Below are 14,240 nucleotides of genomic sequence, written 5' to 3' on the forward strand. Positions count from 1 at the left end.
TACGGTTTCATGGAGTTCGATCCCGCCAAGCTCGTGCAGCTCAAACTGGGCAACGGCGAGACCGCCGCCTTCCCCATGTCGGTCGTCACCCAATACCCGCCGATGCGCGCCGCGGTCGCCGCATTCGGGGAGGCGCTGCGGAGTACGTTCCTGGTTGCAAGCCTGGTCCTCGTCCCGCTGTTCATCGCCTTCTGGTGGATTGCCGAACGCTTCGGCGAGCGCTCGAAACAGAAGAAGCATGTGCGCGGCTCTTCGCTCGCGAGCCTGCCCGAACTGGAGAATGACATCTCCCGCCACAACGCCCGCGAACGGGCGCGTGAATACGGTAGCGAAATGGGTTGGTCATGGCGTCTGGCCGGTCGCGCATCATTGCGCGAAGCGGGGCTCTATACCCCGGCGCATCTCGCCGGCGTGAGCTGGCCGTGGCGGCGCGAGCAGAGCCACGCGATGCTTGTCGGGACCACCGGCACCGGCAAGACCGTGGCGCTCACCGACCTCGTCGCCGAAATCCGCGAGCGGGGCGAGCGCGCGGTGATATTCGACCTCACAGGGGCCTTTATCGAGACCTTTTACGAGGCGGATCGCGACGTCATTCTCAACCCGCTCGACGCCCGCTGCCCGGCCTGGAGCGTGTTCAACGACTGCACCTCGCGCGCCGAATTTCACTCGGCTGCTGAATCGCTGGTGCCCCACGACGGGGGCGGCTCGGAGCAGTTCTGGGTGCTCGCCGCGCGCACCATGTTCGTCGAGACTTGCATAAAGCTCGCCGCGGAAGGACGGGGCAGCAACCAGGCGCTCGCCGACGAGCTGATGAACGCCGACCTGTCCGATCTGCACAAGCTGCTCGAGGACACGATGGCGGGGCCGATCACCACGCCGAGCGCTGCCAAGATGGCGGAATCGGTGCGCGCGGTGTTCAACGTCAACGCCAAGGCGATGCAGATGCTACCCTCGCGCGGGGAGCCGTTTTCGATCCGCCGCTGGGTCAAGGGAACATGCGAACCGGGCTCGCTGCTGTTCCTCTCGGCGCGCTATGTCGACATGAGCGTGCTCTCGCAGTTGCTCACGTTGTGGCTCGATACCGCGATCAACACGCTGATGTCCGGGCGGCGGACGCGCGACCTCAAGCTATGGTTCCTGATCGACGAGCTCGGGGCGCTGCACCGCCTGCCGTCGCTCGAGAAGGGTCTGCAGACCGCGCGCAACTTCGGCGGCGCGATCGTCACCGGCGTGCATGCCTTCGCCAAGCTCAAGGAGGTCTACGGCGAGAACATGGCGATGACCCTGTCCTCGCTCGCCAGAACCAAGCTGATTCTCGCAACGGCAGACCGCGAAACCGCGACCTGGTGCTCCGATGTCGTTGGGCACCGCGAGGTCCGCGAGATGGAAGAAGGCTACAGCTATGGCTACAACAACGCCCGCGATGCGGTCAGCCTGACACCCCGCCGACAGGTCGTTCCGCTGCTCCTTCCCGACGAGGTCATGGAGCTTCCCAGCCTGTCGGGCTTCATCAAGTTTCCGGATGGCTTTCCGGCCGCGCCTGTCACGCTTATCCCGCGCGATTGGCCCCGTGTCGCCGAAGGTTTCATCGCGCGTGAAGCGCCATCGCGAACCGGCGCAGCCCACCGCAGCGACAGCGATCGTTCTGATACTCAGGGCACTGCGGAGCATCGCGCAGGGAGCCACGACGATGGCGGCGAGCCGCGCCGTCTGGCGCGCAAGGATCGACCATCGGACGATCCGCAGAAGGGACGTTCGCGAAGCAAGCGAGCGGCGCAGTCGAACACGCCGAAATTGGGCAAAGGTGGCAAGCAAGCCTCTGCTAGGCCGTCCCTGCCTACCGATCCGGCAAGTGAGGTGCGACTTGCATCCCGCTCGAGCGCCAGGCCGGAGAACCCCGCCCACGCGCAATCCGAATTGCCGCTTGGCGAAGCCAGGGAGAGCCCAAGAGAACGCGCCGGCCTGACGGACAAGCCGTCGCGCCCGGATGTCCCCGATCCGCAAGCCTCACAGGATGCGGCACGCGATCGTAACCGCGCCGACCACCGGCAACAGGAGGATCAGCAGCGCGCGCTGCTCGGAGGCGCCGCGCGCGAACAGCAGGACCGCGACCTGGGCGATATCGGGCCCGATATCTGATCGCCTGGCGGGAGGCTTGAGGGGCCAAACGGGATCCGCCGCCAATGCTCTCTGTTGCCAATGTCCGCTCGCCGTCGGCCGCGGCGAGCTACTTCGCCGCTGACAACTATTACGCCAGAGCCGATTCCGACCGTTCGGGTCGCCTATCAGACACCGCTCAGGGTGACGCTGCCCGGCGCAGATGCCTCGGAGATAGCACTGCCGTATACGTTCGAGGACGCGCTGGTGTTCGAGAATCTGGCGTTCTTCGCCGCACTGCAAGGGACCGGTCTCGTGCGCAAGTTTCGCGACGCGATCGGGGCCGGGGATGGGGCGGCGGCGATCGGCGAGCAGATGTACCTTGCACTCAAGACGGGCAAGAAGGCCGAATTCGCGCTCGACGTGCTTGAGGCCGAAGGGTTCAACGATCTCGTCGTTCCACGCTACATCGCCGAAGGCCTCGAATGGCTGCTGCTGCAGCTTAGGAAGAAGCGCGTGGAGATCCTGCCCAAGGTGGAGGTGGCCTAGTGAGCACGGCGTCCGAAGATGATCTGTTCGACGCCGAGGCGGACGAGACCATTCTTGACTGCCTTAACCTCGACAAGCCGAAGAGCTTCTTCCTTTATGCCGGTGCTGGGTCCGGCAAGACGAGATCGTTAGTCGAGGCGATTCGTATCGTGTGCCGCGATCAGGGGCGGCGCCTCTCGCTTGCCGGACAGAAAATCGGCGTCATCACGTATACCAATGCCGCCTGCGACGAGATCAAGCAGCGCCTCGAGTTCGATCCTCGCGTCGAAGTGTCGACCATTCACGCCTTCGCCTGGTCTCTGATCGGCGGCTATGACGGCGATATCCGCAAATGGGTCGCCGCGCGGATGATGCAGGATATCGCGGAGCTGGAAGAGGCTCAGGCCAAGGGCCGCGCTACGAGCAAGGCCGCGGTCGATCGCGCCCGCTCGATCGAAAGCAAGCGCCGCCGCCATGCCGGGCTCGATACCATCCAGCGGTTTATCTACAGCCCGACCGGCGACAATCGCACTCGCGATGCGCTCAACCATGCCGAGGTTATCGCGATGACCGCGGAGTTTCTGACGTCCAAGCCCGGTCTGCGCCGGCTGCTGGTGACGCGGTTTCCGATCCTGCTGATCGATGAGAGTCAAGACACCAGCCGACGGTTGATGGATGCGCTGCTCGAGGTTCAGGCAGCGCACCGGGACGATTTCATCCTCGGCCTGTTCGGCGACACTATGCAGCGCATCTATGCAGACGGAAAAACCGACCTCGCCGAAGCGATCCCGGCGGATTGGGCAAAGCCGCGCAAGGAGATGAACCACCGCTGCCCGACACGGGTGATCGAACTGATCAACAAGGTCCGGCGCGACGACGACGGCCAGGAACAGCGCCCGCGCTCCGATGCGAAGGCCGGGGTCATCCGGCTGTTCCTGCTCCCCCACACGACAATCGACAAATCGGCGGCGGAGGCATCGATCGCGGCGCGGATGGCGGAGATTTCCGATGATCCGGCCTGGGCAGACGGGTCGGAGGCGATCAAGACGCTGGCGCTCGAACATATGATGTCGGCGCGCCGGTTCGGGTTCGAACAATTTTTCGGGCCGCTTTATGCCGTCCAGCGCATCAACACCGGGCTGCTCGACGGGACCGGCGCCGGGCTAGGCATCTTCACGCGCGAGATCCTCCCGCTAGTCAAGGCGCTGCGCGCCGGTGACCGGTTCGCAACGGCCGCGATCATACGCAGGACATCGCCGCTGCTTAACCGGGATGCGCTGCGGGACGCCGGGGAGGCGCAGCAGAGCCTGCTCGACCGGGCCAAGGCGGCCTGTGCGGGATTGATGACGCTGGTCGACGGGCAGCCTCCGGCGAGCCTGCGCGACGTCCTGCGCTATGTCGCCGAGAACGGCTTATTCACCGTGCCGGACGTGTTGCTGCCATTTGCCGCCGCCGATCCCGAGCCGGCAGACGAGGACGACACCGGGAAGGACGAGGAAGAGGTCGACATCAAGAGCGAGATTGCCGCCTGGCGGCACGCGCTCGAGGCGCCATTCGATCAGATCGATAAATATGACCGCTATGTGCGCGGCGTTTCGCAGTTCGATACCCACCAGGGCGTGAAGGGCTTGGAATTTCCACGGGTGATGGTCGTCATAAGCGATGAGGAGGCTCGCGGTTTCTTATTTAACTATGACAAACTGTTTGGCACCAAGGGGAAGAGCAAGACCGATTTCGAAAATGAGGCGGCAGGCAAAGAGACGACAATCGATCGTACACGTCGACTTTTTTATGTGACATGCAGCCGCGCCGAGCGGAGCTTGGCAGTCGTCTATTACGCGGAAAATCCCACAGCATTGCGTGACGCAATGCTGCAGCAGGGGTGGTTCGCAGGAGATGAAGTCGAGATAGTCGCCTGAGGCAGCGTGTCACTACGGAGCCGTTGTGACCCCCAATAAACAGCCGCTTCCTGCATTTAGGAACTAAAACCTGCCTGTCAGCAAGCGGGCCAGCTCCGGTCAATACTATAGTGCTCTTCCAAACCAGATCACTCGCCCGACCACGTGTACCTCTGACCGGTCCATGTCGCTCCAGGTCGGGTATGCAGGATTGTCGCTGGCGATTGTAATCTGCTTGCCTCCTGGTTTGATGGCGACCCGCTTCACCACAAGTGCATCGTCGGCACGCAGGACGTAAATTCCGTCACGAAGCCGCGATGCGTGATCGGACGCATCCACGAGCACTTCATCGCCGTCGCTGAGCGTAGGCTCCATCGAGTCGCCCATCACGCGCACAATCGATAGGCTGGCGCTCTTTGCCGACGTCAGACTTCGTAGCCACCGCTCATCGAACCCGAAGCGGGTTTGTGCAGTCTCGCTCGCCGCCACGGCACCAAAGCCCGCGGACGCCTCGACATCGAGCACGGGGATTTCCACCAGGCCGTCCCAAACCACGTTAGCCGGGCCACCGAAAACCTGTTCATCGACGCCGAAGAAGCTCGCCAGCGTTTTGCGGTCTTCATCGTCGAGCTTGCGGGGTGAGCCTCGCTTGATGAACTGTTGGATGTAGCTGGCATTGCGCCCCAGCAGCCTCGAGATCGAAGCATAGCCATATTTGTGCTTCTGGATCAGCCGGTCGAGCTCTTCCCTGACATTCTCCATGGTCAGTCCTCTATGTTTCTCGTCGGGTATAGGATTCTTCCTAGACTCGCGAAATCCTTCCTAGTAGGAACATAACAGGAACACAAGCAGGATGCGAGTCGAGGTTAGTAGCGATGACGTTGTTGGACCGGATCGAGATACATCTCATCAAGCACCGCATTTCCGCGACACGCTTTGGCCGCCGCGCAGTCGGTGACCCAAGGTTCGTACTCGACCTGAGAATGGGGAGGCGCCCCAGACGACGGACGCTTGAACGGTTGAATGCCTATCTCGATAGGATCGAACGTGGCAGTGAAGGCAAGGGTCTTACGAGGACCGGTCGTCTTCCTGCCGGTCCGCGAGCCTGTCAAAGCGGCGAGCAACCTCCTGCCACAGCCGAGCCCCGTCCTTTTCACCGGATCGAGCAAGGGCGTCTATTTTCCCGGCAATGAAAGAGGGTCCGCGATCACCTTGTGCCTTCTCGACTTAAAGCGCGATGCCCCACAATTTCTGTTCTCCTGTGAGCGTCACATCAGCCGACATAAGCGCCCGTGATCGCCAACAGCATCGCGGCCCCGATCAGCCACGCTTCGAGATGGAGTTTCCAGGCGTTCGCTTCGTCGTCCGCGCGCTCTTCGTCGGTCTGCCAATCGCGCATCAGCACCACGACTCCCGCCCGCCGGTCCAAGTGCGGGCCAGGTTTTCCGATACAAGTTGATCGCCTAACGACCGGCCGCTTCGCACGATGACGCGAAGCTTGCGTCCGTACTGGTCCTCGTCGCGATTTCCGATCGGGCGCAGTTCGAACTCACCTTCATTGAGCAGCACCGCAAGCCGATCGCGCGCACGAATTCCTCTCTCGTACTCGGCATCGCATTTTGGTGAGGTGATCTCCGGCGTGTCGATATCGGCGATGCGGATCTTCGCACCCTCGAGCCAGATCGTGTCGCCATCAACCACGCACGTCTGGCGGATTGTCCCACACACGGCAAAGCTATGCGTCGCCCTTGCTTGCGCGCTCGCCGTACTTGCTGGCCAGTTGATTCCGACGAGCCCGCCGATAGCTCCCGCCAGCAGACCACCGCCAATAAGCATCGCGAGCGATCGGCGCTTTGCCCGTTTCTGCCGATGTAACTCCTGGCGGAAGTCGAAGATCACCGCCCCCGGTTTGCCGACACGCTGCTTCTCTGATCTGCGCTGGAACGTCATGCAAATGCCAGCCAAGTCGTTGTGAGGATCGCGTGCTTCATTAGGATTGTCTGCCATCCTATGCAAAAGTCCAAGTCCTGCATATCGTATTCCCGAAACTTTTGAGTTAAGTTGCTGGCTGCGCGCCTCCAACGTCTCCCAGGAAGAGCAGAGGTGGGCGGTTCTGGTTCGTGAAGGAGTTGGTCGATGAGTGATCCAGACAAATCCCGCAACGCCGACGGCCGGGACTGGCAGGGCTTTCGCGAGGTCGATCGCGCCATCGCCGAAAACAGATTGACGGCTTACACGTGGAAGAAGACTTGGGCAGACCCGTGGGGAAAGGCGGGCCTTATCCTTTTCGGAATCCTCTTCGTGGCCTTCGTGATTTACGTTGCGATCTACGATGGCTTAGTTTGACCTACCATTCCTTGACATCGTCGGCGGCTTCCGCAGAGGCGCCGCGCGCGCCCCGCGTTCGACCTTCCAGGTAATCTGTTACCCGGTCCACTCGTTGCTCTCCGCGCTCCTGAACTCTCGCGACTTCCCGCTCAATATCTCCGCGGTTGTCGGACGAGGCTGACAGTGCGCCGGGAGGCCCTCCGAGCTTGACCGAACCCCGCACGTCCCCTGCGGAACTGACGCTTGGGCGCGAAACCGGCGCATGGGGAGACAAGACGAGCTCGTCGGCAATCTCGCCATGCAGTCGGTCCGCGTAGCTTTCGACGAAGCGCGCCTGCAACTGCTGGCCTTGTGCGCTCATCTGAAACCCGATGTCGTCGAAGTGCACCGGGCCGTAGTAGTCCCGGTTGGCTTCGATCTCGGCCATGCCCCATTCGCGGTAAGCCTGACTGAGATTCAGCGATCCGGCCGCAGTGGCACTTTTGTACCAGCTCGCCTGATTCTCTAGGCGGCTGGCAAGCTCTTCGGAGCGGCGTGCTTCCACGGTGTAGCTCTGGGCCTCCGTGAGCGAAGTGGTGAGACCCGCTGCGCTGCTCGAGACCAGCGCTTCCGAGCTCGAACTTGTCTCGCGCAGGAATCCTTCGCGCGTCGTCGACCAGTTCTCGCTTTCGGCGATCTGACGGAGTGCGCCCACCATCCGCGATCGGTCTTCGGATGCGATGCCGATATCGCTGTCGGTCCAGTTCTGGTTGCGGCCGCCCCGCAGCCCTGCCGATCCCTGCACGGATCCTTTGTCGCCCTTCACACCCAGTCCCGCATCCCCATTCAGGAACCATGAGACCGTGATGTCATCTGCGGCGCGGCGCGACAGGCCGAATTGCTGCTGAAGCGTGCGGGATGCGTTGTCGACCTGGCTGAACGCGCTGCCAATACTGTCGCTGGTAGAGGTCCCGCTGACGGACTCGTTTGAGCGGCTCGCCGACCAGGCATCGCGGAGTTCGTGGAATCGGGTGACCGCGGAGCTCGTCGATTGCTGGGCGAGGTTAGAGTATGTCTCGCTCTGGCCGCGGCTCTGGCTCGCCATGGTCGAGAGTCTGCCGCTGAAGTCCTGTCCCAGTGTCGGGTTGAACGGATAGCTCGATGTCGGCACATGTGCGAACTCGGCACCGGGAAAACTGGTGGTCTGTGTGCCGCTGTCGCCGAAGCTGCGCGTCTGGCCTGCGCCATAGGCGATATTGGGCGCAAGGTTGCCTTGCGCGAACTGGCGCGAGAACACGCTCGAATTGTCGATGTTCGAATTGCCGAGCGAGACATTGCCCGTGCTCGCCTCGCGCGCGGCTTCCTCAGCCGCGTTCTGGCTCGGGTTGAGGTAGGAGGTCGCCTGCGTGGAGATGGCCATGGCGCCCTTGGCCACGCCGCCGGCGAGGAACGGCACCGAGGCGACGAGATAGCCGGCCAGCACGCCGATATCGCTGTTGACGTCGCTCATTCCGCCGAAGGTTGCCAGACTGAGCCCGGTGCTGCCGCTCGCGGCGGCGACATCGCTTGCGCCCTTGAACATCAGGATCATGTGCAGGATGACGAACAGCGGTCCCCAGGCGGCAAGATAGAAGAAGCCGGTGACGTAGCCTCTGAGAGCCAGCGGGCCGCTCCTGGGCATCAGGAACAACGGGAAGAGCACCGGGAACAGCGCGTAGAACACGACGGTGAGCACGATGTTGAGGATCGGCACCCACTTCATGGCATTGTGCGCGATCGAGGAATAGGTCCGCTCGGTCTGGATGTCGGCCCGGGTCTGGGCGAAGACATCGACGCTGGTCGTGCCGCTCGCGCCGGCAAAGCCGTGCATCGCCTGGTTCATCGCATTAATTGTGAGGACTTGGCGGAAGATCGCGCTCGCGCTTTGCGAGACGCCGCTCAGATACTGATAGGCGACGGGAAGATCGGCGAGCAACTTGGCCCTGGCGAGCGCCTCGGACTGGCGCGGGTAGAGCTGGCGGCCGGCGACCAGCGTCATCTCGTCGATGAGGCCCGCCCACTGGTTGGAGAGCGCGGTATAGGCTTCGCGGCAGGTAACAATCGAGGCGGTGACGCTGTCGTCACTTTGGCGGGTGACGAACTTCTGCGCACGCGCCGCGCTACCCGGCGCGATGGTCGCCCAGATGTCATTGCTCTGCGACAGCTCCTTCATCGAATAGCGGCCGAGCAGGATGTCATAGAACACGCATTGCCGGACATGCTCGTCGAAATTGGCGGCGAACTCGGGATCGTTGATGCGCAGCGAGCGCGTCGCCTCGAGCAGCCGCGCACCGTAGATCATGCCGTTCTTCGAATAGTTGAGATCGTCCGGCAGCCCGAAGACGAGCTCGGCCGAGCGGGTGAGATAGTCGCCGGCCTGGCTGGTGAAGCTCGCCATGAGCGCGAGCCCCAGTGGGACATTGGCGACCGTGGCCGGAGCTAGGCTCGGATTGACGCGGTCGGTGACATGCACGTCCATCCGCGGCACCATCAGGCACATGTAGATGAGTGTCGCGCCGAGGAACCAGTTGAGCCAGGCGCGCCAGTCCTGATTGAAGGCGAGCACGATGACCGCCAGCGCCATTCCCATCACCAATGCGACCTGGATCAGGCTCTTGTAGCCGCCGGCACCCGTCCAGGCGGCGACTGCGTTCAGGACGTTGACGATGTATTCGCCGCCGCCGACCGTGAATATCTCGACCACTTGCTTGATCCCTTACGGTACGATCGAGCGCGACTGCAGCCCGCGCGACCAGTCGAGCGCCGCAGCCATCGAGGGTGACATCGAGGCGGCGAGCATGTTCTCGATCATCGCGGTCTTCTCGATAATCTGGACAATTGCGGTGATGCGTGCCTGTCCGTTGGCCTGCCGGTGCGCGAGCTGGTTGCGCACCTCCGCCACCTGCGCGCGCCACAGCGCGAGCTTGGCTTCGTCGGCGGCAATGAAACTGGCCATCGAGCGGCCCGCTTCGGAGACGATCCGTTCGAGGATCGCATGGAGCAGATCGATGCTGGCAACTTCGGCGAGCGTCGCGCGGTCGTCGGTCGCCATGCCGCGTCCGAACGCCGCCTGCACGGTGAGGATCTTGTAGAGCGGCAGCGACGCGACCTGAAGCAGTTCCTTTTCGGCCTCGCCGATCGCGGTGTCGGTGCGGATCGCCTCGACCATGTTGCCGATCATCAGAGCGACGCGCGGGCGGATCGCCGCCCCGCCCATGTCATCCATGAACCGGTCCATGCTGTCGCCGACGTTCGCCGATGCTGGTCCCGAGATCGGGGCGGCGACCATGCTCGTGGCGGCCAGCGCGAGCGCAAGGGTTCTGATCCTAGTAATCATGTCCGGCTTCCTTCGAGGTGAGGAGATAGATGCGGTCCTGCAGCTCGTCGGCCGAGAGCACGCCGTAGCCGATCGGGATCGGGCGTTTGCCGACGCTGTCCCACAGCACCACCGCCGGGGTGATCCCGGGCTCGAGCCCCATGCGCGGCCGCTGGCCTTTCTCTACGCTGTAGTCCGGAAAGTGCCGCGACGGCCCGCCATCGGTCGAGATCGCGCGCACGGTGATCCGCCAGCGTGACGCGACCGCCTTGACGATCGGGCTCATGACCTCGCAGGCGCCGCATGTCTGGGCGAAGAAGTAGAACAGGCCGTAGCGCTCGGAGAGCCGGGCCATAGCGACGTCGCGCTCGGCCGCGCGGGCACCCCTTCGCTCGATACGGAAAGCCGCAGTGCTACCGCCGTGCTCAGTCTGACGCGAGCAATACCGGGTCTTCAACCTGGCGCTTTCCTCCAGGCACGCATTCGCCCGTCCGGCGAAGTCGATCAGAGCCGCATCGCGGTTCCAGAGGACGCCGTGCAAGTGCTCGAAGGGCGCGATGTCGTTTTCGTGCGCACACAGCGCGGCTTCCAGGCGCGTGAAGTGGCCACAGGCAGCCGGTCCGCCGGAATGGTGACCATCCTTTCCGGTCTCCAGCCCGGTTGGCGGATCGCCAGCGACAATGCCTTCCTGCTGAAGGCCGAACTCGAGAAGGAGAACGTCGAAGATGACGACTGATCACAGTTCGACGCCATCAGGAGAGGGCGGCCACCGCCACGGTTTGATCGGGATAGTTCTTGATGTCGCCGTGCGCTTTCGCTGGGCGATTATCGCTCTCACCGGGCTCGCGGCCATTTATGGCGCGTTCAATCTGCTGCGACTACCGATCGACGCGGTTCCAGACATCACCAACACACAGGTGCAGATCAATACCACTGCGCCTGCTCTTTCGCCTTCGCAGGTGGAGACACAGGTGACCTTTCCCATCGAGACTGGGCTCGCCGGGATAGAGGGCCTGGAGATGACCCGCTCGATCTCGCGCAACGGCTTCAGCCAGGTCACCGCGATCTTCGAGGAAGGGACCGACCTCTATTTCGCCCGGCAACAGGTGAACGAACGCCTCGCGCCTATCGGTGCTACGCTGCCCGAAGGCGCCGAGCCTGCGATGGGGCCGATCTCGACGGGACTCGGCGAAGTCTTGATGTATACAATTGAATACGAGCATCCCGGAGGGCGCGGTGCCACCCCCGGCGGCCGTACCGGCTGGCAGTCAGATGGCAGCTTTATCACCGAACGCGGCGACCGGCTCGAAAGCGAGATCGCCAAGGCGGCCTATCTGCGGACCGTGCAGGACTGGGTCGTGGCACCGCTGATGCGTTCGATCGATGGGGTGGCGGGGGTCGATTCCATCGGCGGCTTCGAGAAGCAGTTCCTCGTTCAACCCGATCCGGCTCGCCTTACCGGTTATGGCCTGTCTTTCGATTCACTGATCGATGCACTTGAGGCTGCCAATCTTGCAGCGGGCGCGAACTTCGTGGATCGTGCGGACGAGGCTCTTCTCGTTCGGTTAGACGCGAGGCTCGGCAGCATTGCCGACATCGAAGAAGCAGTGGTCGCCACGCGCGAGGGTGTGCCTATCCGAATCGGCGATGTGGCCGATGTCGAAATTGGGGGCGACCTTCGAACCGGCGCGGCCTCACTGAACGGCGAAGAGGCTGTCGTTGGCACCGTGCTGATGCGTGCGGGCGAGAACAGCCGGACCGTCGCAGCCGGCGCTGCCGAGCGGCTCGAGGACGTTCGCGCGTCGCTTCCGGAGGGTGTGGTTGCCGAGATCGTCTACAACCGGTCTTCGCTCGTCGACGCGACGATCGCGACGGTCGAAAGGAACCTGCTCGAAGGCGCGTTGCTGGTCATCGCTGTGCTGTTCCTTTTGCTTGGCAACATCCGCGCAGCCATCATCACAGCCCTGGTCATCCCGATATCGATGCTCATGGCGGCCATCGGCATGAACCGGCTGGGGGTCTCCGGTAATTTGATGAGCCTCGGGGCGCTGGATTTCGGTCTGATCGTCGATGGTGCCGTCATTATCGTCGAGAACAGTGTCGCACGTCTGGCGGCGCGACAGCATCACGAGGGGCGTCTGCTAACCTTGGGTGAACGGCTGGTTGAAACACGCCTTGCGGCCCAGGAAATGATCAAACCGACCGTCTACGGGCAGGCAATCATTTTTCTGGTCTTTGCACCACTGCTCACCTTTACCGGGGTCGAGGGCAAGACGTTCTCGCCGATGGCGATCACGATGATGCTCGCGCTTGCCTCGGCTTTCGTGCTGTCGCTGACCTTCGTGCCGGCGATGATCGCGGTGCTGCTCAACAAGAAGCTTACCGAGACGGAGGTAAAGCCGATCCGGCTCGCCAAGGAGCGCTACCGCCCGGCGCTGCGCAAGGCCATTGCACGACCCTGGCCGGTGATCGGCACCAGCGTCGGTATATTCGCCTTGGCGGCGTTCATATTCAGTTTTCTCGGCAGCGAGTTCACCCCGCAACTCGACGAGCGGGATCTGTTGATTCAGTCCATACGCATTCCCTCAACCCCGACAGAGCGCTCGGTGGACATGCAACGTCAGGTCGAGAAGCGGATCGTGCAATTCCCCGAAGTGGCGTTGGTTTTCTCCAAAACCGGCACAGCTGAAGTCGCGAGTGATCCTATGCCGCCAAACATATCCGATGGCTTCGTGATTCTCAAACCACGGGAAGACTGGCCCGAGCCGTCCAAAAACAAGGAACAACTTGTTGCCGAGCTTGAGGACGCTCTTAACGGCTTGGTCGGCAATCTTTATGAGTTCACTCAGCCGATCGAGATGCGTTTCAACGAGTTGATTGCAGGAAGCCGTAGCGACCTCGCAGTTAAAATCTATGGTGATGACCTTACACAATTGACTGCTGCGGCTGACGATGTCGCTGACATACTGCGGGAGACCGAGGGCGCGGCCGATGTACGAGTGCAACAGGTCACGGGCTTTCCAACGCTTGACATCGCCTTCGACCGCCCGACCATTGCCCGATATGGCCTGACGGTAGAAGATGTCGCCCAGTCCGTTGCCATCGCACTCGGCGGGCGGCCTGCTGGTCTGGTCTTCGAAGGCGATCGCAGGTTCGAGGTTATCGTTCGTCTGAAAGCCGCCGCGCGTGACGATTTCGACCAGCTCGGGGCCCTTCCGATCGTCCTCGAAAACGGCGTCACAGTTCCACTGCGGGCGCTGGCCGATTTCCGCGTGGTCGACGGTCTGGCTGAAGTGCGCCGTGAACAGGGACGCCGGCTGGTGATCGTCTCGGCCAACGTGCGCGAGCGCGATCTCGGTTCGTTTGTCGAGGAAGCTCAGGAAAGCGTCGCTGCCCAGGTCGATATACCACCTGCCGCGTTCATCGAATGGGGTGGCCAGTACCAAAACTTGCAGGCGGCCCAGGCGCGGCTCGCTATCGTCGTGCCCGTGTGCTTCGCTCTCGTTCTGCTTCTGCTGTTCATGGCTCTCGGCGGCTGGGTTCCTGCCCTGGCGGTGTTCAGTGCCATTCCCATGGCCTTGGCGGGCGGCATCTTTGCACTTGCTTTGCGGGGACTGCCGTTCTCGGTATCGGCTGCAGTAGGCTTCATCGCGCTTTCGGGCGTGGCGGTGCTCAACGGCTTGGTGATGATGACTGCGATCCGGCAGCGTCTCGAGAGGGGCATGGAACTTGATGAGGCGATCGAGGACGGTGCCCTGGCACGCATGCGCCCCGTGCTGATGACCGCGCTGGTCGCGTCGCTTGGCTTCGTGCCGATGGCGATCGCGACCGGAACCGGTGCCGAAGTGCAGCGTCCGCTGGCCACCGTCGTCATTGGCGGGCTGATCACTGCGACGATCCTCACCTTGTTCGTCCTGCCGGCGATTGCGCGGCTCGTGCTGCACCGTTCCGACGACGATCTCAGCTGGCGCGAGAAGTGGTGGGATCGCTTGCGCCGCAATGTCACGGGGGAGGAACGCGACGAATTGCGAGAGGTTACATGAAGAAGAGGGGCC

The 14,240-nt window shown here is 62.8% G+C and carries 11 protein-coding genes and 2 pseudogenes; 6 read left to right on the forward strand and 7 right to left on the reverse strand.

Features of this window, described 5'->3' with window-relative positions:
* Positions 1-9 precede the first annotated feature (9 nt).
* From ACQ5J0_RS07930 to ACQ5J0_RS07940, 3 genes are all read left to right on the forward strand, one after another.
* Complete coding sequence (locus ACQ5J0_RS07930; protein ID WP_462570037.1) at positions 10-2,139, forward strand: type IV secretion system DNA-binding domain-containing protein; 2,130 nt, start codon at positions 10-12, stop codon at positions 2,137-2,139.
* A 162-nt stretch (positions 2,140-2,301) separates the two neighbouring features.
* Entirely contained in the window at positions 2,302-2,646 is a 345-nt protein-coding gene (locus ACQ5J0_RS07935; protein WP_462570162.1) for a hypothetical protein, read from the forward strand.
* A complete protein-coding gene (locus ACQ5J0_RS07940; RefSeq protein ID WP_462570038.1) occupies positions 2,646-4,544 on the forward strand; it encodes a UvrD-helicase domain-containing protein in 1,899 nt (632 codons plus the stop codon). The genes ACQ5J0_RS07935 and ACQ5J0_RS07940 overlap by 1 nt, the downstream gene beginning before the upstream one ends.
* Before the next feature lie 105 nt (positions 4,545-4,649).
* Here ACQ5J0_RS07940 and ACQ5J0_RS07945 read toward each other — a convergent pair whose 3' ends face one another.
* From ACQ5J0_RS07945 to ACQ5J0_RS07960, 4 genes are all read right to left on the reverse strand, one after another.
* Positions 4,650-5,285 carry a S24 family peptidase gene (locus ACQ5J0_RS07945; RefSeq protein WP_462570039.1) on the reverse strand — a complete coding sequence of 212 codons (636 nt, stop codon included), beginning with the start codon at positions 5,283-5,285 and terminating at the stop codon, positions 4,650-4,652.
* Positions 5,286-5,591: 306 nt separating this feature from the next.
* Complete coding sequence (locus ACQ5J0_RS07950) at positions 5,592-5,714, reverse strand: DUF6961 family protein (protein ID WP_462570080.1); 123 nt, start codon at positions 5,712-5,714, stop codon at positions 5,592-5,594.
* An 82-nt stretch (positions 5,715-5,796) separates the two neighbouring features.
* The gene (locus ACQ5J0_RS07955) at positions 5,797-5,928 is read right to left on the reverse strand and encodes a hypothetical protein (RefSeq protein ID WP_462566930.1); all 132 of its coding nucleotides are present in this window, start codon (positions 5,926-5,928) and stop codon (positions 5,797-5,799) included.
* Positions 5,922-6,530 carry a thermonuclease family protein gene (locus ACQ5J0_RS07960; RefSeq protein ID WP_462566931.1) on the reverse strand — a complete coding sequence of 203 codons (609 nt, stop codon included), beginning with the start codon at positions 6,528-6,530 and terminating at the stop codon, positions 5,922-5,924. The genes ACQ5J0_RS07955 and ACQ5J0_RS07960 overlap by 7 nt, the downstream gene beginning before the upstream one ends.
* A gap of 129 nt (positions 6,531-6,659) precedes the next feature.
* Between ACQ5J0_RS07960 and ACQ5J0_RS07965 the strand changes: the two genes are divergently transcribed.
* Positions 6,660-6,869 carry a hypothetical protein gene (locus ACQ5J0_RS07965; protein WP_462566932.1) on the forward strand — a complete coding sequence of 70 codons (210 nt, stop codon included), beginning with the start codon at positions 6,660-6,662 and terminating at the stop codon, positions 6,867-6,869.
* Between the two features lies 1 nt (position 6,870).
* On the opposite strand, the gene ACQ5J0_RS07970 is transcribed toward ACQ5J0_RS07965, so the two are convergent.
* The 3 genes and pseudogenes from ACQ5J0_RS07970 to traF form a co-directional block, all read right to left on the reverse strand.
* Positions 6,871-9,573, reverse strand: a complete 2,703-nt coding sequence (locus ACQ5J0_RS07970; RefSeq protein WP_462566933.1) for a conjugal transfer protein TraG N-terminal domain-containing protein — start codon at positions 9,571-9,573, stop codon at positions 6,871-6,873.
* Between the two features lie 12 nt (positions 9,574-9,585).
* Positions 9,586-10,074, reverse strand: a pseudogene (locus ACQ5J0_RS07975) (conjugal transfer protein TraH); the annotation flags it as partial.
* A 121-nt stretch (positions 10,075-10,195) separates the two neighbouring features.
* A pseudogene (gene traF / locus ACQ5J0_RS07980) lies at positions 10,196-10,567 on the reverse strand (conjugal transfer protein TraF); the annotation flags it as partial.
* Positions 10,568-10,606: 39 nt separating this feature from the next.
* On the opposite strand from traF, the gene ACQ5J0_RS07985 reads away from it, so the two are divergent.
* The gene (locus ACQ5J0_RS07985) at positions 10,607-10,921 is read left to right on the forward strand and encodes a hypothetical protein (protein WP_462570158.1); all 315 of its coding nucleotides are present in this window, start codon (positions 10,607-10,609) and stop codon (positions 10,919-10,921) included.
* A gap of 43 nt (positions 10,922-10,964) precedes the next feature.
* Positions 10,965-14,228 carry an efflux RND transporter permease subunit gene (locus ACQ5J0_RS07990; protein WP_462570081.1) on the forward strand — a complete coding sequence of 1,088 codons (3,264 nt, stop codon included), beginning with the start codon at positions 10,965-10,967 and terminating at the stop codon, positions 14,226-14,228.
* The last annotated feature ends 12 nt before the right edge of the window (positions 14,229-14,240 follow it).

The sequence above is a fragment of the Qipengyuania sp. SM2512 genome (assembly GCF_054954005.1).

Excerpts from the sequence above, each read along its gene's own strand:
- ACQ5J0_RS07930 (WP_462570037.1), top strand. The coding sequence starts at position 10 with ATGGAGTTCGATCCCGCCAAGCTCGTGCAGCTCAAACTGGGCAACGGC.
- ACQ5J0_RS07945 (WP_462570039.1), bottom strand. The coding sequence starts at position 5,285 with ATGGAGAATGTCAGGGAAGAGCTCGACCGGCTGATCCAGAAGCACAAA.
- ACQ5J0_RS07960 (WP_462566931.1), bottom strand. The coding sequence starts at position 6,530 with ATGGCAGACAATCCTAATGAAGCACGCGATCCTCACAACGACTTGGCT.
- ACQ5J0_RS07965 (WP_462566932.1), top strand. The coding sequence starts at position 6,660 with ATGAGTGATCCAGACAAATCCCGCAACGCCGACGGCCGGGACTGGCAG.